The organism is Massilia sp. LC238 (assembly GCF_000735635.1).
GTDB lineage: Bacteria > Pseudomonadota > Gammaproteobacteria > Burkholderiales > Burkholderiaceae_D > Telluria > Telluria varians.
Genome location: NZ_JNNN01000073.1, coordinates 1 through 20,166 on the forward strand (window position 1 = coordinate 1; position 20,166 = coordinate 20,166).

19 protein-coding genes, 1 tRNA gene and 1 pseudogene are annotated in these 20,166 nt (G+C 64.5%); 8 read left to right on the forward strand and 13 right to left on the reverse strand.

All coding sequences use genetic code 11. The features are described from left to right. Together FG94_RS28335 and FG94_RS26175 are read left to right on the forward strand one after the other, a co-directional pair. Positions 1 to 204: pseudogene (locus FG94_RS28335) on the forward strand (RNA-guided endonuclease TnpB family protein); the annotation flags it as partial. Beyond that, a complete protein-coding gene (locus FG94_RS26175; protein WP_051996932.1) occupies positions 188 to 850 on the forward strand; it encodes an NAD(P)/FAD-dependent oxidoreductase in 663 nt (220 codons plus the stop codon). The pseudogene FG94_RS28335 and the gene FG94_RS26175, both read left to right, overlap by 17 nt. Here FG94_RS26175 and FG94_RS19540 read toward each other — a convergent pair whose 3' ends face one another. Next, a complete protein-coding gene (locus FG94_RS19540; RefSeq protein ID WP_036215132.1) occupies positions 851 to 1,255 on the reverse strand; it encodes a hypothetical protein in 405 nt (134 codons plus the stop codon). It abuts the gene before it with no gap. Between the two features lie 179 nt (positions 1,256 to 1,434). On the opposite strand from FG94_RS19540, the gene FG94_RS19545 reads away from it, so the two are divergent. The 4 genes from FG94_RS19545 (at position 1,435) to FG94_RS19560 (ending at position 4,644) form a co-directional block, all read left to right on the forward strand. Then, positions 1,435 to 2,409, forward strand: coding sequence for a ribonuclease Z (locus FG94_RS19545; RefSeq protein ID WP_036215133.1), 975 nt, complete (start codon positions 1,435 to 1,437; stop codon positions 2,407 to 2,409). Between the two features lie 20 nt (positions 2,410 to 2,429). After that, the gene (locus FG94_RS19550) at positions 2,430 to 2,753 is read left to right on the forward strand and encodes a hypothetical protein (RefSeq protein WP_036215134.1); all 324 of its coding nucleotides are present in this window, start codon (positions 2,430 to 2,432) and stop codon (positions 2,751 to 2,753) included. A gap of 2 nt (positions 2,754 to 2,755) precedes the next feature. Continuing rightward, positions 2,756 to 3,424 (forward strand): endonuclease III, encoded by a 669-nt coding sequence (gene nth, locus FG94_RS19555; RefSeq protein WP_036215136.1) that lies wholly within the window; start codon positions 2,756 to 2,758, stop codon positions 3,422 to 3,424. Between the two features lie 650 nt (positions 3,425 to 4,074). Continuing rightward, positions 4,075 to 4,644: a PEP-CTERM sorting domain-containing protein gene (locus tag FG94_RS19560; RefSeq protein WP_152571059.1), complete on the forward strand. Its 570-nt coding sequence runs from the start codon at positions 4,075 to 4,077 to the stop codon at positions 4,642 to 4,644. A gap of 77 nt (positions 4,645 to 4,721) precedes the next feature. Here the strand turns inward: FG94_RS19560 and FG94_RS19565 are convergent, their stop codons facing one another. Then, positions 4,722 to 5,615 carry a LysR family transcriptional regulator gene (locus FG94_RS19565; RefSeq protein WP_036215143.1) on the reverse strand — a complete coding sequence of 298 codons (894 nt, stop codon included), beginning with the start codon at positions 5,613 to 5,615 and terminating at the stop codon, positions 4,722 to 4,724. A gap of 104 nt (positions 5,616 to 5,719) precedes the next feature. Between FG94_RS19565 and FG94_RS19570 the strand changes: the two genes are divergently transcribed. Both FG94_RS19570 and FG94_RS19575 read left to right on the forward strand, forming a co-directional pair. Then, positions 5,720 to 6,325 (forward strand): glutathione S-transferase family protein, encoded by a 606-nt coding sequence (locus tag FG94_RS19570; RefSeq protein ID WP_036215144.1) that lies wholly within the window; start codon positions 5,720 to 5,722, stop codon positions 6,323 to 6,325. Between the two features lie 4 nt (positions 6,326 to 6,329). Next, complete coding sequence (locus FG94_RS19575) at positions 6,330 to 7,235, forward strand: pyridoxamine 5'-phosphate oxidase family protein (protein WP_036215146.1); 906 nt, start codon at positions 6,330 to 6,332, stop codon at positions 7,233 to 7,235. A 35-nt stretch (positions 7,236 to 7,270) separates the two neighbouring features. On the opposite strand, the gene FG94_RS19580 is transcribed toward FG94_RS19575, so the two are convergent. The 11 genes from FG94_RS19580 to ybiB all read right to left on the reverse strand — a co-directional run bounded on the left by FG94_RS19580 (position 7,271) and on the right by ybiB (position 20,071). Beyond that, positions 7,271 to 7,349 (reverse strand) — tRNA-Ile (locus FG94_RS19580). 121 nt (positions 7,350 to 7,470) lie between these two features. Further along, entirely contained in the window at positions 7,471 to 9,666 is a 2,196-nt protein-coding gene (gene rpoD / locus FG94_RS19585; protein WP_373965435.1) for an RNA polymerase sigma factor RpoD, read from the reverse strand. 290 nt (positions 9,667 to 9,956) lie between these two features. After that, a complete protein-coding gene (gene dnaG / locus FG94_RS19590; RefSeq protein WP_036215150.1) occupies positions 9,957 to 11,753 on the reverse strand; it encodes a DNA primase in 1,797 nt (598 codons plus the stop codon). Positions 11,754 to 11,892: 139 nt separating this feature from the next. Further along, complete coding sequence (locus tag FG94_RS19595; protein ID WP_036215153.1) at positions 11,893 to 12,342, reverse strand: GatB/YqeY domain-containing protein; 450 nt, start codon at positions 12,340 to 12,342, stop codon at positions 11,893 to 11,895. A gap of 138 nt (positions 12,343 to 12,480) precedes the next feature. Further along, positions 12,481 to 12,693 carry a 30S ribosomal protein S21 gene (rpsU, locus tag FG94_RS19600; protein ID WP_005665410.1) on the reverse strand — a complete coding sequence of 71 codons (213 nt, stop codon included), beginning with the start codon at positions 12,691 to 12,693 and terminating at the stop codon, positions 12,481 to 12,483. A 98-nt stretch (positions 12,694 to 12,791) separates the two neighbouring features. After that, a complete protein-coding gene (locus FG94_RS19605; protein WP_036215156.1) occupies positions 12,792 to 14,006 on the reverse strand; it encodes an NAD(P)/FAD-dependent oxidoreductase in 1,215 nt (404 codons plus the stop codon). Between the two features lie 76 nt (positions 14,007 to 14,082). Continuing rightward, complete coding sequence (locus FG94_RS19610; RefSeq protein WP_036215159.1) at positions 14,083 to 16,662, reverse strand: carboxypeptidase-like regulatory domain-containing protein; 2,580 nt, start codon at positions 16,660 to 16,662, stop codon at positions 14,083 to 14,085. Positions 16,663 to 16,795: 133 nt separating this feature from the next. After that, positions 16,796 to 17,662, reverse strand: a complete 867-nt coding sequence (locus tag FG94_RS19615; RefSeq protein WP_051996933.1) for a molecular chaperone — start codon at positions 17,660 to 17,662, stop codon at positions 16,796 to 16,798. Positions 17,663 to 17,677: 15 nt separating this feature from the next. Next, positions 17,678 to 18,178: a DUF4402 domain-containing protein gene (locus FG94_RS26775; protein WP_081926091.1), complete on the reverse strand. Its 501-nt coding sequence runs from the start codon at positions 18,176 to 18,178 to the stop codon at positions 17,678 to 17,680. A 34-nt stretch (positions 18,179 to 18,212) separates the two neighbouring features. Beyond that, complete coding sequence (locus FG94_RS19620; RefSeq protein WP_036215162.1) at positions 18,213 to 18,755, reverse strand: DUF4402 domain-containing protein; 543 nt, start codon at positions 18,753 to 18,755, stop codon at positions 18,213 to 18,215. Positions 18,756 to 19,111: 356 nt separating this feature from the next. Further along, on the reverse strand, positions 19,112 to 20,071 hold the full coding sequence (ybiB, locus tag FG94_RS19625) for a DNA-binding protein YbiB (protein WP_036215380.1): 960 nt from the start codon (positions 20,069 to 20,071) through the stop codon (positions 19,112 to 19,114). Positions 20,072 to 20,166: the final 95 nt, after the last annotated feature.

The following is a 20,166-nucleotide window of genomic DNA, read 5'->3' on the forward strand; positions in this document are numbered from 1 at the left end:
ATCAATTTGCAACGGCTCGCCACCGGCGCCCTCGCGGCGGCAACGGCGCTACCCGTGGCGAGTCCGGCGGCGACGCCGGGCACTGCCGCCGGCCAGGTGCCGGCGGGAGGCGGGAAAGTCACGCCTGTCAGGCACGAGCACGGTCAGCGGGACGGCTCGGGGCAGGAAGAGAACGCTGCACACTTTTGTGCGCGTTTTTGCTAGCAGCATCACCTGCGACCTGGCCAAAGTTACGCTGCGCGACATCTACAAAGCCGTCGGCGCCCCGCCCTTCTTCGCGATAGGCAACCGCAGCGAAAAGAGCGCCTGCCTGGTCGAGCAAAGCGTCAACGCAGCCCTGGGCAGCGCCTTCATGGATGCCGAAGCACTGCTGCACCAGCTCGGCGACGTCACCCGGGTCGACGCCGGCCAGCGCCGCAACCGCTTCGCCAGCGGATCGCACGGCTTCCTGACCCGTGATGGCCAGATGGCCGCAGATATCGCCTGGGCCTGCCGCATGGAGGTCGCCGCCATGCAGAAACGCGGCGTGCTCGCCATCGACGACACACCGGTGCTGCGCATCGAAGACAGCGCCACCGTCGTGCTGGCCGACGGCCGCCGTATCCCACACGCGGGCCTGTTCACCTATGGCCGCCTGCACATGGCGAGCCCGATCGCGTCGCTGCTCGGCTGCGAATTCGACGAAGGCCCGCTCGGCCCCTTCATCCGCACCGACATGACGAAGCAGACCACCGTGCCGGGCGTATTCGCCGGCGGCGACGCCACGCGCCCGGCCGGCAACGTGGTCATGGCCGTGGCCGACGGTGCGATGGCCGGCCTGGGCGCGCACCGCTCGCTGGTGTTCGGCTGATCAGGAGCAGCTGTGCCTGAGCCGCCCCTGGTTGTCGGCCGGATAGCTCAGCAGGATGGTATCGGTGCGCTGGCCGGGCATCCAGGCCATCTCCACGTCGCCCGATCGCGAAGCGAACAGGTGCGGACCGACCTCCTCCAGCTGGACCCGCCGCCGCTTGTCGAACTCGGCAATGAGCCGCTCGTCGAGGTGGATCAGGTCCAGCCGGTGGCCGTTGGACAGGGCGTAGCTGCCGACGACCTCGTCGGCCAGCTGGGTGCCGGTGGAAATGCGTCCATCGGGCGCGCCCATGGCCTCGCGCTGGGCGGTGATGTTGACCTTGCCCTGCGGGCCGCACTGGACAGCGGACGCAAGCGGCGCGGCCAGCAGCAAGGCGGCCGCGACAAGCGGATAGAAGCTGCGCATGATGTCTCCTCATGACGGATCGAATGGCAGCCGCACCACGGCGGCCGTCCTGAAGGTCAGACAGCGAAAGCCATGCGGGCGGTCCATCGCACTATGGGAAGGCATTGAGCGCGATCAAACACATGGCGGATTGCCGGCGATCGCGCATAATGGAAGCCTCATCAGTCACGGCGCAAGGTATGGAAATCCAGTTCCTCGGCACCTCTTCCGGCGTACCGACCAGGTCGCGCAACATGACGGCGATCGCGATCCGCACGCGCGGCGCCAGGCACTGGTCGCTGGTCGATTGCGCGGAAGGCACGCAGCACCGGCTGCTGCGCACGTATCTGTCGCCGATGAGCCTGCGCGCGATCTTCATCACCCACCTGCACGGCGACCACTGCTACGGCCTGCCCGGCCTGCTGGCCAGCGCCGGCATGCTGGGCCGCACGGAAGCATTGACCATCGTCGGCCCGCCGCCGCTGCGCGGCATGATCGAATGCATCATGGAGGCCTCGCAGCTGACCCTGCCCTACCCCATCGACTGGGTGGCGATCGACGCGCTGGCGCACAGCGACATCCTGCCGGACCTGCGGGTGCGCGCCACCAGGTTGTCGCACCGGATCGATTGCTGGGCCTACAGCTTCACCGAGGCGGCGGTGGAGCGCAAACTCGACATCGACAAGCTGAAAGCCGGCGGCGTTCCTGCCGGGCCGGCCTGGGGCGAGATCCAGCAGGGGCGCAACGTGGTGCTGGACGATGGTCGCGCCGTGGTGGCGGAACAATACCTGATGCCGCCGCGCAGGTCGCGCAAGGTGATCATCGCCGGCGACAACGACACGCCCGAGTTATTGGCGCTGGAAGCGGCGAACGCGGACCTGCTGGTGCACGAGGCGACCTATACGGAAGCGATCCTGCACAAGGTGGGGCCGGAACCGCAGCACAGCTCGGCCGCGATGGTGGCGCGCGTGGCGCAGCTGGCCAAGGTGCCGAACCTGATCCTGACCCACTTCAGCCCGCGCTACCTGGACCCCAAGCAGGCGAATGGGAAGGTCTTGACGCTGGACGACATCGAGCGCGAGGCGCGCGCGCATTACACGGGCACGCTGTCGCTGGCGCGCGACTTCGCCAGCTACGAGCTCAGCAAGGATGGCAGCATGCGTCTGCTGCCTTGAGCTCCGGCTACAATCCTCGCATGCCTAAAAAAACGCCCATCTTCCCAGGACCGAATACCGCACGCGGCGCCGTGCTCGCCGTGCTGCTGTCGAACGAAGACCAGCTGGGTAGCGAGCCGCTGCGCGGCCGCATCACCCTGGCCGCCATCGTCCGTGCGCTCAAGCGCAAGTACCACTGGCCGATCGAGACCGAGAGCTTTCCGTCCAATAGCGCGGATGGGCGGGCGACCTGGGCGACGGTGTACAGCCTGCCGGCCGAGGTGATCACGAAAGCATTGAATGCGGGTGGGCGCGATTGGTTGAAGAGCAGGAAGGCTGGCGCATCTGGTGATCCAGGAATGTAGTCATGGACAAGCGGCCCTTCGACATCGACGTGGCGCTCGAGCGCATCGAAGACGCCGTGCGCCCCTGGCCGAAGGCGGCGCTGTTCCAGCTGGCGGAGGAAGGTGGTTTTAGCTCGACCTTCGAGCAGCTGCTGGCCTGCATCATCTCGATCCGCACCCATGACGAAGTGACGCTGCCGGTGTCGCGCACGCTGTTCGCGCGGGCGCGCACGCCCTCGGCCGTCATGGCGCTGTCGTGGGAAGAGCTGGACGCCTTGATCAGTCCCAGCACCTTCCATGAACGCAAGGCGAACCAGATCCTTGCCATTGCACGCCAGGTGCATGAGCGCTTCGGCGACACCCTGCCCGGCGAGCGCGATGTGCTGCTGTCGTTCGCCGGCGTCGGCCCCAAGTGCGCGAACCTGGTGCTGGGCGTCGCCCACGGCACGCCCGTCATCAGCGTCGACATCCATGTGCACCGGGTGACTAACCGCTGGGGCTACGTGCAGGCTTCCACGCCCGAGAAGACCCTGGCGGTGCTGGAATCAACGCTGCCGCAAGAGCACTGGATCGATATCAACCGCCTGCTGGTCCCATTCGGCAAGCACATCTGCACTGGAACGAAACCGCGCTGTTCACGCTGCCCGATGCTCGACATGTGCCGGCAGGTGGGCGTGACGGAACATCGCTGAAGCGGCCTGGAGCCGCCAGCGGATGTCCGCCCCTATTCAAGCTTCCGGCAAACAAATTAACCAATTGCATAGCCCCAATAAAAGTGGCTATGTTTTTGTGCTTATTCGATGGGAATCTCCTATAGCGTCTCACATTATCTCGGCCAAGGCTATTTTCCCGCCTGAAATAATATGATCAATCGAATACTCATCAATTCATGCATGGCGCATCGATTGCAGTAATTATTTATTTCAATCACGGTTTCGTCCAATCGATATTCACAACATATTCAAGGTTTGCAGCACAGTTATTCTTGGGATATATGCTAGATTAAACATTACGTCCGGAGCAGGAAGCTTTGTACGTACCCATTGTTTACGTAGCCTTTACCAATATTAAAGGAACGATGATGCATATTGAACAAACCAGATTCTATAAAGCACTAGCGGTATCGACATTGACCTTCTTTACGGCGACGATATCCTTGCCAGCTGCGGCGACAAGCAATTTCTAAGTCTCGGCCTCCAATTACCGATATACGGTAAAGGATTTGAGGCCTGACGATGGCCAGGCAGCACAGTTCCTCGGCGAGCTGCGAAGCGTTAGAAACAGTGTGCAAGGAAGCGTCCAACAGGGCGACGCAATTATTTACAGCGACGCCCAGCAGAGCTTGTATATCAAGAACACACCGCCGTCGATTAGCTGGGACGGCAAGCTATCCGGGGAAAGCCATTATGCGTTTGATGCCAATGAAAACGTAACGGGGCAATTCATATCCGGTGCACTCATGCTCCCAGCAGATATGCGGGGCGAGCTGAATGCCTCCGCTAGCACGTCGAATATCTTTTTCCAACTTGCTCCGCACTCCGAGGTTTCCATGTCACTCGACGTGGTGATGAATCTGTACGCGACGCCTGGATCCCTGACAAAAGGCTCAGCGCAGGTTGTGCATTGGGCCAGGGCAGACGGTGAGGAATTGAACCAGGCATCCGTCTCCGGCAGCGTGGGACTATGGAATGACAGTTTTACCGACTCGGTCGACCGCGCCGAAACGCTGACGCTTGGCTTCGTAAATTCGTCGGACCAATGGATGTATGGGTCCTTCGGCTTCAACCTGCGCGCGGTTTTCTCGCAAGGGGTGGTAACGGCAGTGCCTGAGGCACCGGCCCCTGCCATGCTTGCCGCCGGCGTTGGCCTGCTGGGGCTGTGGGGACGCCGTCGTTCCCGCGCGAGAAGCTAAGAGTCGTATCGATGCCTGCCTTGTATCCATTTCAAGCAGGCGTCGATCGAGACAGTAGCGCGTTTCTTCAGGCGCTCTTAATGGATGAGCTCCAGCTGCGCCAATGCTTCCACCGCAAAATCCACGAAAGCCCGCACCCGCGCCGGCATGTGCCGCGCGCTCGGGAACACCAGGTGCACCGGCAGCAGCTCGGCTTCGTAGGCGCCCAGCACCGGCACCAGGGTTCCGGCCCGCAGGTCCGGCGCCGCCTGGTAACTCAGGGCGCGCGCGATGCCGAAGCCCTCGCGCGCCGCATGCAGCACGCCCTCCACGTCGTTCACCTGCAGGCGCGGCGTAAAGCGCACCACGTACTCGCGCCCCTCCGCGCCGTAACGCCATTCCGGCAGCCCGCGCACGGCGGTGCCCAGGATCAGCTGGTGGCGGCTTAGCTCCTCGGGCGTGGCAGGTGCGCCGTGCTGGCGCAGATAAGCCGGGCTGGCCACCGTCATGCGCCGCACCGCACCCACCTGGCGCGCGACCAGGCCCGAGCTGTCGAGCGGACCGATGCGCAGCGCCAGGTCGATGCCGCTGTCGATCAGGTCCATGTTGCGGTCGTTAAGGATGAGTTCGACCTGGATGTCCGGATAGCGCATCAGGAATGCCGTCACCACGGGCGCCATGTGGCGGCGCCCGAAAACCGTCGGCGCCGTTACCCGCAGCAGGCCGCGCGGGGTGGCCTGCTGGTGCTCGCTGATCGCCGCGTCATAGTCGGCCAGCAGGCGGCGCGCGCCCTCGGCCAGGCGCTGCCCCTCGCCCGTGGCGGTCAGGCGACGCGTGCTGCGTTCGAACAGGCGCGCGCCAACGCGCTCTTCCAAGGCGGCCAGCTGCCGCGTCACCGCCGAGGGCGAACGGTGCAGCTTGTGCGCCGCGGCCGCCATGCTTCCCGCTTCGAAGATGGCCAGGAAGACCTGCAGTTCATCCAGACGGTCCATGCTTATTGCGAGAAGTGAAAGAGTGAATTGCGATTATGCCCCATTCCGCAATGCTCACCACCTGTCTAGGATGAAGACTTCGATCAACCACTCCCTTTACAGACATGGCTCCATCCTCCCTCACCGTCTACGGCACGGCGCTGTCCGGCCACACTCACCGTGTACAACTGTTCCTGCACCTGCTGGAGCTACCCTACCGCCTCGTTGAAACGCCAGCCTCGGTGCGCGAGAGCGCCGAGTTCCTGCGTATGAGTCCGCTCGGCCAGATTCCCGTGCTGCAGGACGGCGAGCTCGTACTAGCGGACAGCAATGCCATCCTCGTCTACCTGGCCAAGCGCTACGCTCCCGGCAGCGGCTGGCTGCCGGACGATCCGGTCGAAGCGGCGCAAGTGCAGCGCTGGCTGTCGCTGGCGGCCGGAGAGATCGCCTTCGGCCCGGCAAAGGCGCGCGTCGGCGCTCGCTGGGGCGACACCGGCATGCCACTCCATCTCATGCACAAGCTGGCGGACAAGGTGCTGCGCTTCATGGAAGCCAGCCTGGCGCAGCAGGACTTCCTGGCCCTGCCTGCACCGACGCTGGCGGACCTGGCCTGCTACGCCTACATCGCGCATGCGCCGGAAGGCGGCATTTCGCTGGCGCCTTACCCGCAGGTGCGCAACTGGATCGCGCGCGTCCAGGCGCTGCCGAATTTCGTGCCGATGCCGGAGTGAGGCCATGATCGATCACCGCATTCCCGAGCCTTTCCACGAAGGCGAGCTGCGCGCCCAGCAACTGGCCGGCGGCGGCCCGGCCGGCGCGCCGATCCGCAGCCAGATGCCGGACCAGCACCGCCAGTTCTTTCCCCTGCTGCCTTTCGTGTGCGTGGCTGTGGCGGATGTGCAAGGGTGGCCGCTTGCGACGCTGCTGCATGGCGAGCCGGGCTTCGCTTCCTCGCCGGTACCTGGTCGGCTGCGGATCGCCGCCCTGCCCGCCCCGGGAGACCCGGCCGGCCCGCATTTTCGGCAAGGTGCGGAGATCGGCATCCTCGGCATCGACCTGGGTACCCGGCGGCGTAACCGGGAAAATGGCGTGATTGCGCAGGCGGATGGCGAAGGCGTGCTGGTGGATGTGCGCCAGTCGTTCGGCAACTGCCCCAAGTATATTCATGTGCGCCAGCTTGTTCCCGTAGCGCGGGAGCGCGGCGGCATCGAGGCTTTCGGGGGCGAACTACCGCCAGACGCGGTGCGCCTGATTGTGGCGTGCGAAACGATGTTTGTCGCCAGCGCCAGTGGCAATAGCGCCCAGATCGGGGCACGCGGCCTCGATATCTCGCACCGCGGCGGCGAGGCCGGATTCCTGCGCCTTCGCGACAATGTGCTCACGGTGCCCGACTATCCGGGCAACCGTTACTTCAATACCCTGGGCAACCTGCTGCTGGAGCCGCGCGCCGCCCTGGTCATGGTGGACTTTGCCAGCGGTGACATCCTGCAGCTGCAAGGCCGCGCCGAGATTGCGTGGCAAGACGGCGCATTATCGGATGCACGGGCCAAGCGGGCCTGGACGTTCAGGGTTGCGCGCGGATGGCTGCGGCGAGCGGCATTCCCGCTCGCTGAGCGCCACGACATTCGACACGCATGCTGATCGAATTGGCATGCGCAAGGCTTGCAGGAGAAAAGTGGTAGGCCTCCCCAGAGTCGAACTGGGCACCAACGGATTATGAGTCCGCTGCTCTAACCAGGCATGAGCTAGAGGCCCAGAAATCGGGACAGTGGCTAGAAAGTGATCTCGCCACCCGCTTCAGCCGCGCGGTACCGTGAAGCAGAGTGGCGAGAGGATATTGCTTTAGTGTAGGTCCGTCAAGCTCAGACTACAACACTCAACCGCCGCTGCCCTCGAGGAAGCTCTTCAGCTTGTCCGAACGCGACGGGTGACGCAGCTTGCGCAGCGCCTTTGCCTCGATCTGGCGGATGCGCTCGCGGGTGACGTCGAATTGCTTGCCCACCTCTTCCAGCGTGTGGTCGGTCGACATCTCGATACCGAAGCGCATGCGCAGTACCTTGGCTTCGCGCGGGGTCAGCGAATCGAGCACGTCCTTCACCACACCGCGCATCGAGGCGTGCAGCGCGGCGTCCGAGGGTGCCAGCGTGTTGTTGTCCTCGATGAAGTCGCCCAGGTGCGAATCGTCGTCGTCGCCGATTGGCGTCTCCATCGAAATCGGCTCCTTCGCGATCTTCATGATCTTCCGGATTTTGTCTTCCGGCATTTCCATCTTGATGGCGAGGGTTGCCGGATCCGGTTCGGCGCCGGTCTCCTGCAGGATCTGGCGCGAGATACGGTTCATCTTGTTGATGGTCTCGATCATGTGCACCGGAATACGGATGGTGCGCGCCTGGTCCGCGATCGAGCGGGTGATGGCCTGGCGGATCCACCACGTCGCATAGGTCGAGAATTTATAGCCGCGGCGGTATTCGAACTTGTCCACCGCCTTCATCAGGCCGATGTTGCCTTCCTGGATCAGGTCGAGGAACTGCAGGCCGCGGTTGGTGTACTTCTTGGCGATCGAGATCACCAGGCGCAGGTTGGCCTCGGTCATCTCGCGCTTGGCCTTGCGCGCCTTCATTTCGCCGGCAGCCATTTGCCGGTTGATGTTGCGCAGGTCCGGCAGCGGCAGCACGACACGGGCTTGCAGGTCGATCAGGCGCTGCTGCAGCTCCTTGATGGTCGGGATGTTACGGCCCAGGATGGCGCTGTAGGCGTGGCCGGCGTTGACTTCGCCATCCACCCAGTCCAGGTTGGTCTCGTTGCCCGGGAAGACCTTGATGAAGTGGGCGCGCGGCATGCCGCAGCGGTTCACGGCCACATCCAGGATCTGCTTCTCGATGTGGCGCACTTCGTCCACCTGGCCGCGCAGGGTGTCGCACAGCTTCTCGACCACCTTGGCCGTGAAGCGGATGCCCAGCAGCTCGTTGGAAATCGCGTCCTGCGCCTTGACGTAGGCCTTGCTGTTGTAGCCGTCCTTCTCGAAGGCCTTGCGCATCTTGTCGAACTGGTCGGCGATGTTGCCGAACTTGCCGAGGGCGGCCTGCTTCAGCGCTTCGAGCTGCTCGGCCGAGTAGCCGGCCGCGCCGGAGGCGCTGCTGCTCTCTTCTTCCTCTTCCTCGGCTTCTTCCGCTTCGTCCTCGTCCTCGTCCTCGTCGTCGGTCGAGGTCGGGGCCACGGCGGTCGGCGAGGTGTTCTCGTCTTCGTCCGGATCGACCATGCCGTCGACGATCTCGTCGATCTTGATCTCGTCCTTCTCGATCTTGTTGGCGGCCTCGATGATCTCGGCGATGGTCACCGGGCAGGCCGAGATGGCCTGGATCATGTCCTTCAGGCCGTCTTCGATGCGCTTGGCGATCTCGATCTCGCCTTCGCGGGTCAAGAGCTCGACCGAACCCATTTCGCGCATGTACATGCGCACCGGGTCGGTGGTGCGGCCGAAGTCGGAGTCGACGGTCGACAGCGCCGCCTCGGCGGCCGCTTCGGCTTCGTCGTCGCTGGTGACGTTCGGGACGTTATCGGACAGCAGCAGGGTTTCGGCGTCAGGGGCATGCTCGTAGACGGCGATGCCCATGTCGTTGAAGGTGCCGATGATGCCTTCGATCGCTTCCGGATCGACGATGTTGTCCGGCAGGTGGTCGTTGATCTCGGAGTACGTGAGGAAGCCGCGCTCCTTGCCCGACTTGATCAGGGCCTTGAGCTTGTTGCGGCGGATCTCGAGCTCTTCTTCGCTCGCTTCGGTATCCGAGGAGAACGCGTCCTTCAGCAGCGCTTTTTCCTTGGCCTTGCGGTCCTTGGCCTTGGCCTTGTCCGCGGCCTTCAGTTCGGCGCGCTCGACCGCGTTCAGCGCGGCGATCTCGTCGTTCTCGGGCGTGAATTCCTTGGGCTTGCGGCCACGGCGTCCCGGGACCTTGACGGTTGGCAGGACGTAACCGGACGTGTCGATGGCGGCCAGTGCGGCCGCATCGGTCGTCGCGTTAACCGGTGCCGGGCTCGCCGTACGAACCTCGGCCTGGTCTTGGCCTTTGTCCACCTTGGCGGACGCTCTCGTGGTTTTTGCAGCCACTTTGGTTTCGGGTTTCTTGGTTGGCACAGGCGCTTTCGAAGTCACAACGACTAACTTTACGATGGTTAAAGATAAAGTTTTTTGTTACCTTACATCACCCTGCAGGCAACGAACCGTTGCCTCGCTAACTGAAACTCCACGCCCCGATTGAAACGAAAAATGGTTTCAACAGTTGCAATAGTTAGCGTTTTATTATAGCACGCACCCCTATTTTTCCAAGTTGCACAAATGACCACACTCGCGGCCGTCAGTCAGACTTACCGTGCCGTCATTTCCGCAGCCGCTTCACGGTCCAAAAGGTCCTGCTGGGCAACGATCTCGCGATAGCGAGTACTCACCTGATCTGGGGGCAACCCCGATGAAAACAACTGGTTAAGTTCTTGTGTTAACGCGTCCTTCTTGATTTGGCGCACAGCACTGAGCAGCCAGATGCGATCTGCCTCAACGTCCGACTCCGGCTCCGCAGCGATTTCCGAGATCAAACTGTCGTATTCTGCCGTCACTTCTTTTAACTGTTGTGACAAGGCGGCGAAGGTGCCGTACTCGCCGAGTCCTTGAGCCAGGTGCACCAGGTGGCGCAGCGCGTCGGCGGATTCCTGGCCGAAATAGTCGAACGAAGCCAGCGCCTCGTCGTTCAGCAGCTGCGCCAGGTGCGGATGCGACACCAGGATGCGCAGCATCTGCAGCTCGAGGCCCACCGGCTTCGGACGGCCCTGGCGCGGCGGCGCGCGGCGCACGACCGATACTGGCTTAGACAATTCGAACAGCGATTCGATCTCGGCCGACGACGATTCGGTCAGGTTCGCCAGCCCGCGCACGATCTGCAGGCGCAGCGCGGTCGGCGCCATCGCCTGCAGCATCGGCTTGGCCTCGTGCTGGGCATGCGCCCTGCCCTCGGGCGTGTCCAGGTCGTGCTCGGCCGTCACTTCGCGCAGCAGGAATTGCGACAGCGGCATGGCATCGTGAATTTCCTGCTCGAAGGCCTCGGCTCCGCGCTCGCGCACGAAGCTGTCCGGGTCGTGCTCTTGCGGCAGGAACAGGAACTTGATGATCTTGTCGTCCGTCACCTGCGGCAGGCAGGCCTCCAGCGCGCGGCGCGCGGCGCGGCGGCCGGCCTTGTCGCCGTCGAAGCTGAAGATCACGGTGTCGGTCTGGCGCAGCAGCTTTTGCACGTGGGTGCTGGTGCAGGCGGTGCCGAGCGTCGCCACGGCCTGCGGGAAGCCCAATTGGGCCAGGGCGACCACGTCCATGTAGCCTTCCGTCACCAGCACATAGCCGGCGTCGCGGATGCTTTGGCGCGCCTCGAACAGGCCGTACAGCTCCAGGCCTTTCTGGAACAGCGGCGTTTCGGGCGAGTTCAGGTATTTCGGTTCGCCGCCGTCGAGCACGCGGCCGCCGAAGCCGATCACCTGCCCTTTGGTATTGCGGATCGGGAACATGATGCGCTCGCGGAAGCGGTCGTAGCGCTTCTTGTTGTTGCCGTCCTCGTCGACCTTGTCGATCACCAGGCCGGATTCCACCAATGCCAGGGCGTCGTAGTCGGGGAAAACCGAGCGCAGGTTGTCCCAGCCGCCGGGGGCGTAGCCCATGCCGAAACGGGCCGCCACCTCGCCGGTGAGGCCGCGGTTCTTCAGGTAGGCGATGGCGTTGGGCGCTTCGCGCAGCTGGGCGCGGTAGTAGGCGCAGGCCTGGGTGAGCGCTTCGGTCATGGCCAGCGACTGGGCCTGCTGGGCGGCGCGCTGCTGCGGCGGGATCTTGTCGTCCTGGTCCGGGACCACCATGCCCACGTTCTGGGCCAGGTCCTTGACGGCATCGACGAAGCCCATGCCGGAGTATTCGATCAGGAAGCCGATCGCGGTGCCGTGGGCGCCGCAGCCGAAGCAGTGATAGAACTGCTTGGTCGGGCTGACGGTGAAGCTGGGGGACTTTTCGTTGTGAAACGGGCACAGGCCCATGTAGTTGGCCCCGCCCTTTTTCAGCTGGACGTAGCGGCCGACGATGTCGACGATGTCGACACGGTTGAGCAAATCGGTAATGAAGGATTGCGGAATCACTAGGAGGTACTCAGTGTTTGTCTCAACTCAGACTATACCGCAGCGGTGACTGCAAATTGATTTATGACAAGGCATCCGTTTGGATGGGGTCGGCTGTGGGAAAGGCGCATCGCGGCCTCTCCCCTGCCGCGACGACGGCTCAGCCGCCGCTCAGCGCCTTCTTCACCAGGCCCGACACCACGGTCATGTCGGCACGGCCAGCCAGCTTCGGCTTGAGCACGCCCATCACCTTGCCCATGTCCTGCGGACCGGCGGCACCTAGCGAGGCCACGGCAGCCGCCACTTCGGCGGCGATTTCCTCGTCCGACAGGCCGGCCGGCATGTAGGTCGACAGGATCGCCAGCTCGGCTTTCTCGATATCGGCCAGGTCGGCACGGCCGCCGGCTTCGAACTGGGTGATCGAATCCTTGCGCTGCTTGATCATCTTCTCGACGATGGCCAGGGTCTGGGTGTCGTCCAGCTCGATCTGTTCGTCGACTTCCTTGCGCTTGATCTCGGCAAGGATCAGGCGGATGGTGGCCAGGCGGGCGCTTTCCTTGGCGCGCATCGCGGCTTTCATGTCCTCGGTGAGTTGTGCTTTCAGGCTCATGGATTCTCCGTCCGGTAGAGGTGAATTAGGTGGATATAAACGACAAAACCCGCCGCGGCAAAAACCGGAGCGGGCTTGCGGACGCTCAGCGACTCGCCGGGACTGAAGTCACCGGGGCAAGCCGTCAATGCCGTCTGATTAGTACAGCTTCTTCGGCAGCTGCTGGCTGCGGATGCGCTTGTAGTGACGCTTGACTGCGGCGGCCAGCTTGCGCTTGCGCTCTGCAGTTGGCTTCTCGTAGAACTCGCGGGCGCGCAGTTCGGTCAGCAGACCGGTTTTTTCGATAGTGCGCTTGAAGCGACGCATAGCGACTTCGAACGGCTCGTTTTCTTTAAGGCGGATAGTGGTCATGTAAAAATGAAACCGTTGGATTTAGGAAGAACGAAAGTGTAGCATCATTTGCCGATCAGTGGAAGCTTTTAGCAAATGTCCCACAATTGCCACACACCTCAAACGCTGCTGCCCGCGGCATGGCCCGAAGCCCATGCCCACTGGAAGTTGTAGCCGCCCAGCCAGCCGGTCACGTCGACCGTTTCGCCGATGAAGTACAGGCCCGGCACCTTGTTCGCCATCATGGTCTGCTGCGACAGCTCGCGCGTGTCCACGCCGCCCAGCGTCACCTCGGCCTTCTTGTAGCCTTCCGAACCGGTCGGAACGATGGCCCAGCGGTTGATGGCGTCGCCCAGCTTGCGCAGCTTGGCGTCGGCCATGTCGGCCAGGCGCGCATCCGGCGCGAAACCGTTGGCCACCAGCAGGCCGTCGGCCAGGCGCGCCGGCAGCCATTGCACCAGCACGTTGCCGAGCTGCTTCCTGACCGTGGTTTTCATCGCGATCAGCTCCTCGGCCACGTCCATCTCGGGCAGCAGGTCGAGCACGATCGGGGTGCCGGGCTGCCAGTAGCTCGAGATCTGCAGGATCGCCGGGCCCGACAGGCCGCGGTGGGTGAACAGCAGGTCTTCGCGGAAGTGGCCGCGCTGCGCCTTGCCCTTCCCCTTGCCGCTGCCGCCGGTGCTCACCTCCACTTCCAGCGCGATGCCGGCCAGCGGAACGAAGGCCTCCCAGCTGGGACCATCGAAGGTCAGCGGCACCAGGCCCGGGCGCGGCTCGACGATCTGCAGGTCGAACTGCTTCGCGATGCGGTAGCCCAGGTCGGTGGCGCCGATCTTCGGGATCGACAGGCCGCCGGTGGCGATCACCAGGCCGTCGCATGCGATGTCGCCGCCTTCCGCCGACACCAGGAAACCGGCCTCGGTTTTTTCGATCGCACCGACCTTGCAGGGCATGCGCCAGCTGACGTCGCCCGCATCGCACTCGGCGCGCAGCATCTGGATGATTCTCTCTGACGAGTCGTCGCAGAACAGCTGGCCCTTGTGCTTCTCGTGCCAGGCGATGCGGTGTTTCTTGACCAGGGCAAGAAAATCCTGCGCGGTATAGCGCGACAGCGCGCTGCGGCAGAAATGCGGGTTCTGCGACAGGAAGTTGGCGGGACCCGCGCCGATGTTGGTGAAATTGCAGCGGCCGCCGCCGGAGATGCGGATCTTTTCGGCCAGCCGGGTGGCATGGTCGAGCAGCACCACGCGCCTGCCGCGCTGGGCTGCCACCGCCGCGCACATCATGCCGGCGGCGCCTGCGCCGATTACCGCTATATCATAGTGTTTTGCCATGTCCTGCCGTGTCCCGCCGGTTGCCCGTCAATCGCCAAACCGGCCATTGTATACGGTTCAGGGCTGCGGCGGAAAGCTAGCTCCCGTCCGCCGCCCGCACGTCCAGGTCGCGCCCGTTCAGCACCGTGCCGTCCCTGGCGATCGTGATGATGTGCATGCCCGTGTCCGTCAGGCCCAGGCGCTTGAGCTGTTCCGGCGACACCCGCAGGAAGTACTCGCCCGGGAAAATCCCGCCGATGACGAAGTAGCCGTCGGCGGCGCTGGTCATGGTCGCCACCACCTTGCGCGACGCGTCGACCAGTTCCAGCTTCAGGTCGCCGACGGCGCGCCGCTTGCCGTCGGCGTACAGGTAGGTGGTGCCGTCCACTTCCCCCGTCATGTTCACGGCGAACTCGACCTGGCTCACATTGCCGGGGCGCGGCAGGATGCGCACGCCCGGCGTGCGCGGCTGCCATTGCGGATCGTCGAGCGTGTTCGGATCGAGGCCGATGTCGGTATGCTGGTAGGCCAGCAGGCGCGGCAGGTAGGCAATGCCGCTGGCATCGGTGCGGACCGCGTAGTAGGCGCCATTGACGATGAAGCCGGCGCCGGCGATGGCTTCGTCCGCGCCGTCCATGACGCCGCTCAGGTCCTTGTCGAGGAACACGCGGATCGAGGCCGCGCCCATGTTCGCCATCGGCTGGGCGTCGGTCACCATGCGGCCGCTCCTCGGTTCCAGCCCCATGGCCATGAAGAACTGCATGCCGAGTCCATACTCGCCGCGGTTGGAATAATAGCCGTTGATGCCGAGCCCGTAGCTGCCCAGGCTCTTGTTCAGCGCGCCGGTGGCCCGGAGTTCGCGGTCCTTGAATGTGCGCGCCAGGCCGAGGTTCAGCAGGTAGCCGCTGTGCAGGTAGTAGTCGGCGGAGACCGCCGCCGCGCCCAGCGCGGTGTCCGGCGACAGCGTGTACTGCAACTGCCCGGTCAGGCCGATGCCGGCCACGCGCCGGCTTACCTGGAACTGGCCGTCGGCCAGCTCGTTGACGCCCAGCCTCTGCCAGCGCAGCCCATTGGTCAGTGCGAAGCCGTCCCGGTAGGCCGAGATCCGCCCCTGCACCTCGATGTTGCGGGTGCCCGAGGACAAGCGGTCATGCCGCACCTGCAGCGCCAGCGGAAAGAATTGCGCTCCGCCGGCGCCCAGGACGCCATCGGCGCGCACTTCGTCGCGCGAACGCACCGGGTCCGCGCCCCGATGGAAGAAGTCGCTGCTGAATCCATCCAGGCGCGCGTGGCTGGCCGACACCGCGACACGGCCCAGGCGCGTCTTCAGGCCCAGCTGCGCCAGCGTGCCGCCGTCGTCCGCCCTGGCCGCATCCGCTGTTGCGATGAAGCTGTTCCAGTAGCCGCGCAGGCCGAGGTTGGCATAGCTGCGCCCGACACCGTCGAAGGTCGGCACGCGTTGCCAGCCGGCGGTGGCGTTGAGGTGCTCGCTCATGCCCCACTCGAACTGCGCCACGGCGCGCCGGCGCCCGAACCCATCGCGGTGTGCTCCGAGGTCGTAGTACAAGGCGCCGCGCGGCACGGCCGACTGCTCCAGCAGGAAGCTCTGGCGCTCGACGCGCAGCTGGCCCAGCGGGCCGTGGAACACCAGCCTGAACTCGTTGGGACCGTAGGCCAGCGGCTGGTCCTCGAAGCTGTACTTGCCGTCCGGGCCCGATTGGCGGACCCCGACCAGGGCGTCGTTGTAGTACAGCTCGACGTCCCAGCCCGGCGGCAGCGCACCCTGCAAGGTGTGGCGGTCGAAACTGGTGGGCTGGTTGAGAGGACGGTTGCTGAGCACCATGCCATTGCCGGTCGGGCTGCTCGAGGAAATATTGTTCACGCCCGGCAGCGGCACGCTGCCGAACAGCGCGGTACGCGCATGGAGCGGGCCGAGCAGGCCGGCGTCCGGGTCGTTGCGCCCCAGCGTGAGGCGCAGGCCGGACGAAGGATCGTAGCGATTGCTGCTGGCATACAGGGCCGCCTCAATGCCCAGCAGGTCGGTGGTCAGGTAGGCGGTGTAGCTTGCGTCCGCCTGGCGCCGCCCGCCGCCATTGCCGGCAGTGAGGCCGATCGTCTGGTCGATGAAAGGCACGCCGGCCAACCGGTAAGGCGCGGACAGGCGCGGGTAGCCCGGATCGACATAGCCTCCGGGAGCGCCCGGCCGGCTGCCATGCTTGCGCCGCTCCAGCCTTGCCTGGAGCGGCAACTGCTCGCGTGGGCGCACCTTGAGGGCGAGGCTGGACATGTCGAGGTCGAGGTCTATCGGCAGCCAACGAGCCAGTACCTTGCTCGCCACATAGATCTCGTCGGACTGCAGCTTGAACTGCGAACGCTCGAGCCTTTCGTGCCGGCCCGCGATGTCCGCGACGCCGCCGGGCACGTCAAGGCTGAATCCGCGGCTTTCCGAAATGATATAGCCGCTGGCGCGGCCCTCCCCGGGCGTCACGCGGATGGCGAGCGTCAGCATGCGCGCCATCTCGCCGAGCGGCAGGAAGACATCGCGCCCGATTTCATACCCGGCGACGGCGTCGGACAGGAGCTGGTTGCCGAGCCGGACTTCGAGCAGGACGAGGTTGTCCTCGGATTGCTGCGACGCCGATGCCGCCGCCGCCGGCTGCAAGGCCGGCAGCAACATCAATCCTGCGACAAGAAACCCCGTTCGGAAACCCTGCATGGTGCTCGAATGCGCATATTGCCGGCTAACCGGCGGTTGACCCGGCAATATAATTATTGCTCAATAAACATCTTCTGGGGACGCCCCGGGGCCATCACGGCAGGGCCAGGCTGGACTCTGCCAGCAGCTTGCCGCCCGCTTCCGGGCGGTCGCGGTAGCTGACCTCGATCGCGCCGCCGGCCAGCGCCACGCCGGCCGGCACCCGCAGCGGCAGCGTGACCCGGCGCACGCGATTCGGCGTAAGCACGGCAATACCGCCGATCTGCGCCAGATGCTGGGGCTTGCCGCCGCGCGGCGTGAACGTCACGCTCAGGTCGCCGTACACCGAGCTGCTTCCTTCGCGCTGCAAGCGCAGCGCCAGCTTCGGGGAGCCGGTCGCATCCTTCTGGATGGCGAGCCCGTCCAGGCTGACGTTCGCGCTGAGGTTCCCGTGGCGGACGATCACCGGCATCGCGGCGCCGACCAGGGTCTGGATCACCACGCCGACCTGGCCGTTCTCGACGCTACGGTTCTCGATACTGGCGCTGCCTTCGACATCCGGCAGCTTGTCGAACAGCAGGTGCGAACGGTATTCACCTTCGGCCAATTCGGCGGGCTTGCGCAACATGATGCGCACCGTCTGCGCGGTCCCTGGCTGCAGCGTCACCTGGCGCGGCGAATAATGCAGCATGCCGTCGGCGAAGCGCTCGCCTTCCATGGCGGTCGCGGCCGGCTCGATCTGGCCGGATTCGAGCATGCGTCGGTTCACCAGCGAGATCCGGTAGCTTGCCGGTTTGCTGCCGTTGTTGATCAGCTGCACCTGGGCCGCACGCGTGTTCTTGTCGAAGACGATGCGCGTCGGATGAAGCATGAGGTCGGCAAACGCAGGCGAACACGGCACCAGCAGCAGACATGCGAGCACAAGGGAGAGTGCCCGGCGCAGGCGGCCGAAGGAAGCGGATGCGAACGTGGGGTAGAACATGGTGGATTCCTGTGCCTAATTCTGAATGAGCGTGACGTTCACGTTGAACGTGCCGGTGTACCTGCCTGCCGGCTGGTTGGGCGCCACGACCAGGGTCGCGCCGATCGACAGGTTCGTGTCGTTGCTGGTTGGCAGTGAAGCCAGGCTCGGCGGGTTGCTGTTGATAGCATTGAGCACCATGCTGCCGGCGCCACTACTCAAGCGGGCGCCGCCATTGGGAGGCAGGGTAACAATGGCGCCTCTATCTCTGCCGCTATTATTCCGGCGCACGTTGACGCTGCCAGCATGGACTGGCGAGGAGTTGAGGAGGATGACGCCGCCCGAACTTGTACGATCGCCGTTCGGCAATAGGGTGATCGTGCCGGCGCCGGTGACGACGAAACTTCCGAAGTCCAGGTTGCTCCCTGGGGTGAGCACGACCTGCTGGGCATGGGCTTGATGCTGGCCGAGCAGGGCCAGTGCCGCCAGCACGATCGTGCCGGCGGCCCGGAATGCATGGCAACGGCGTGCCGACATGATTCAGGCGAAGACTGCGCCGCTACCGCTGCGCTCAGACGCCGTAATCGACGGTGGCGGTGATCTGGCCCGAGTAGACGCCGCCTACCTGGGTTGCGCCAACGGTCAGGACGCCGCCCACGTAGATCTTCGCGCCGGTGGCGCCCAGGGTGCCGCCACTGGCCGTTGCCGAGGTTTCATTCGTCGGCGTCAGGGTGCTGATCGGCGTGAACGACATCGTCTCGGTGCCGCCGCTCCGGGTCAAGGGAGTCGTCACCGTGACACTGACCGTGAAGTTCTTGCCTTCATCACCGGTCACGTCGAACTCGGCGACGGTGGCCGCGTCGCTGCCCCCTGCCACCACGCCACCAAGCGTGCGCGTGCCGTTCGTGGCGAGGGTGACCGTACCACCGGTACCTCGCCCGAAGCTGCCGAACGACAGGTCGGTCACTTTGCTGATCGCGATCGGGACGATCACGGTGGCGGAAGTATTTGCGGTGGTGTCGGCGGCAACGGCGCTGCCGGTGGCGGCGGCGACTGCCAGCGCCAGGGCAGCCAGCGACAGGTGGGTCTTGGTAAAGCGGGCGTACTTGCTCATTCTGGTCTTCCTTCAGATAGTGATGGAGCTTGATTGCTAGCTAGGGCTGCTTGTTTTACGAACCGGACTACAAAGTATCACAGAGGAAACTATAAACGTTGCCGTTCGGTATCGTTTTGCTATGTTGCAAGAAAATAATAGTGACTCATTGAGAAAAATCATGGATTCAGCCAATCAAAAACCCAAGCATTGTTGTCAATTTAATCAGTAAATACAAAAACTTCATGCGCCTGGAATAATTCTCTGTCCTCAGGCAGGACCTTGTTGCAATCCAAGGTTTGCAATGCTGAAAAACAAAAGGCCATCCCAAAGGGATGACCTCTTGCCTGTGAAGGAGAAAACGCGGGGCTGCCGTGTCAGCGGCGCAATTCGCGCGCGACCTCGACGCAATGTGCGGCCTGAGCCGCGATCGGCGGCGGAATCGGGACCTCGCCGCGCAGGGCGGCCGCGATCCAGGCCGCGGTGGTGGCCGCGTCGCGTGCCTCGGGGACGTCGGCCAGCTGGTCGGCGGGCGCGTCGCGCTCGACCAGCAGGCTCTGCTTCCCATCGTGAAACCAGTCGATCCGCGGTGCGCGGTGCGGGTTGGCGACGGTCTCCCCTTCGGTGCCGCGCATCAGGAAGGCGTCGCCGCGTTCGGGTGGGGCGGCCGTCGTGAAGTACGCGCCCAGCGTCTCCAGGTACTCCGGATGGGTGTAGGACACGAGACGCAGCGCCGGCCCCTCGAAAGGCTGCAGGATTTTCACCAGCGTATGGGTCGAGTTGCGCACGCCGAGGATGCGGCGCAGCGACAGCATGTAGGCCAGGCTCGGCGCCAGGTTCTCGATCGGGATGAAGGCGGGACGGCGGCTGGCGAAGGCGTCGAGGATGTCGGCGCTCGTGCCCGCTTCTGCCAGGCCGAGTTCAAGCAGGATCTCGCTCGTGGTAATGCGGCCCGGATCCTTGCGTACGCCGTGCACCAGGACCGGCACGCCCTCGCGCGCCAGCAGCAGGGCCAGCAGCGGGGTCAGGTTGGCCAGCTTGCGCGCGCCGTTGTAGCTCGGGATCAGGACTGGGGCATAGTCTCCCGGCGGGCTCGGCAAGGGCGCGAAGGCGCTTTCGGCCGCATCCATGAAGCCCGCCAGTTCTTCCACCGACTCGCCCTTGATGCGCATCGCCAGCAGGATCGCGCCCAGTTCGAGGTCGGAGACCCGCCCTTCCAGCATGGCCGCGTACAGCGCGCGGGCATCCTCGCGCGACATGCTGCGCGCACCTTTCACGCCACGGCCGATTTCCTTGATAAAGGGGGCTGCAGCAAAGCCTTCGATGTTCTTGTCCATGGCGCAAGCATACAACGCCTGTGCGCGGCCCGTGCGCGCGGCCGTGAGTTTTTGGGCGCCGGTGTGCAAGTGCAGCATTTTCGGTCTACACTGGA